At 64.7% G+C, this 1,698-nt stretch carries 2 protein-coding genes and 1 pseudogene; 2 read left to right on the top strand and 1 reads right to left on the bottom strand.

What is annotated here, in order from left to right:
* Positions 1-456 (top strand): annotated as a pseudogene (locus RMO81_RS14985) (MBL fold metallo-hydrolase); the annotation flags it as partial.
* Positions 453-743 carry a DUF1467 family protein gene (locus tag RMO81_RS14980; protein WP_310476730.1) on the top strand — a complete coding sequence of 97 codons (291 nt, stop codon included), beginning with the start codon at positions 453-455 and terminating at the stop codon, positions 741-743. The pseudogene RMO81_RS14985 and the gene RMO81_RS14980, both read left to right, overlap by 4 nt.
* A gap of 51 nt (positions 744-794) precedes the next feature.
* Here RMO81_RS14980 and RMO81_RS14975 read toward each other — a convergent pair whose 3' ends face one another.
* Positions 795-1,637 (bottom strand): SDR family NAD(P)-dependent oxidoreductase, encoded by an 843-nt coding sequence (locus RMO81_RS14975; RefSeq protein WP_310476729.1) that lies wholly within the window; start codon positions 1,635-1,637, stop codon positions 795-797.
* Positions 1,638-1,698: the final 61 nt, after the last annotated feature.

Below are 1,698 nucleotides of genomic sequence, written 5' to 3'. Positions count from 1 at the left end.
CATGCCAAGCTGGCGAAAGATTGCGGCGTGCCGCGCGCCATGGTGCCGATCAACGGCAGCGCCATCCGCCTGGCTCCCGATGGCCCCAAGCTGCTCAGCCATGAAAAGGCCGGCCGCCTGGTGCTGGATGGCGATGTGATCCTGCCGTCAGACGGCGCCACCATCGTCGAACGCCGCCGCATGTCCAGCTATGGCCTGATTGCGGTGAGCGTCGTTGTCGGAAAGAACGGCCTGCCAGCCGCCACCCCCAAGGTGAGCGCCCACGGCGTGCCGGTGGAGGAAGACAAGGACGATTTCCTCGCCCAATGCGCGCAAGCCGCCGAAAAGGCCGCCGCCAAGAGTGATCCCAAGCGCCCGGAACATTATGCCGAAGCCATCCGCGTCGCCGTGCGCCGCATCGCCCGCGAATGGACCGGCAAGAAACCGGTGACGGATGTGCAGGTGACGCGCCTTTGAAGCCGCAATCCGCCCTGGCCATCTACCTGCTGTTCTGGACGCTCACCCTCTTCGCCGTCCTTCCCTTCGGCGTGCGCACCCACCACGAAGACGGCAGCGAGCCCATCGCGGGCCAGGCCAGCTCCGCCCCCAGCAACCCGATGATCGGCAAGAAACTGCTGTGGACGACGCTGATCAGCGGCGTGATCTTCGGACTGTTCATGGCCAATTATGAATTTGGCTGGATCGGCGTGGACGATGTGCCGTTCTGGCGCACGCGCGGGCCCTATGCGCCGGGGTTGAAGTAGCAGAAGCAATGCCGCCGGAGGGCAGGGGCCACTATATTTCACTGCCGCCAATCAGCCCTGCATTGCCGCCGTCATCCGGCCAAAGAACACGCCGTCGTCCAGTGTGTCGCTCATCGCGATCCAGGCGTCGTCGCTCATGCGGGTGCGCATGCCGATGAACATCTGCGAATCGTCGCCGCACAGCGTGCGGAACGCCGTGTTGCGGCCGCTGACGATATCGAGCACGGCGTTTGCCACCACGGCGGGCGGCGTGCCCTTATCCGCATCGGCGTTCATGGCCACCATGCGGCGGCCGCTGGGGTAGGCACTGTCGGCGCGCGGTTGCGGCAGGTTGGCGACGGCCATATCGGTGGCGATGATGCCCGGTTCGATCAGCGCGACCCGCACGCCGAAGGGGGCGAGTTCCTGTGCCGCCACTTCGCTGGCGGCTTCCAGTGCGAATTTCGATGGGCCGTAGGCGCTGTGTGAGAACACCGCCATACGCCCTGCGATCGACGAGAGGTTGATGATCAGGCCCTGGCGGCGCTCGCGCATCGCCGGAATCACCGCCTTCATGCAGCGCAGTGGCCCAAAGAAATTGGTGTTCATCACCGCCTGGATCATGGCCATGGATTCATCTTCCAGGGCGTTGATCGAAAGGATGCCGGCGTTGTTGATCAGTACGTCGATGCTGGCCATTCCGGGTTGTGCAAACAGCGCAGCAACCGACGCATCATCATCGACATCGAGCGCGGCGAGGCTGATGGCCAGGCCTTCCTGCGCGGCAATGGTGGCGAGATCGCTGCCGCTGGGATCGCGCATGGTGGCCACCACATCATGCCCGGCGCGGGCCAGGGTGAGCGTGATTTCCCGGCCAATGCCGCGCCGTGCGCCCGTTACCAATATGCGTGCCATGCTGCTCTCCATCACCCGGCGCTGTTTCCGCACCAATCAATGAAGGGACAGACTGACGTCG

The organism is Sandarakinorhabdus sp., assembly GCF_031422795.1.
Classification (GTDB): domain Bacteria; phylum Pseudomonadota; class Alphaproteobacteria; order Sphingomonadales; family Sphingomonadaceae; genus Sandarakinorhabdus.
Note: the sequence above shows the minus strand (reverse complement) of the source record. Positions and strands in the feature narration are given on the sequence as shown.

Excerpts from the sequence above, each read along its gene's own strand:
- RMO81_RS14975 (WP_310476729.1), bottom strand. The coding sequence starts at position 1,637 with ATGGCACGCATATTGGTAACGGGCGCACGGCGCGGCATTGGCCGGGAA.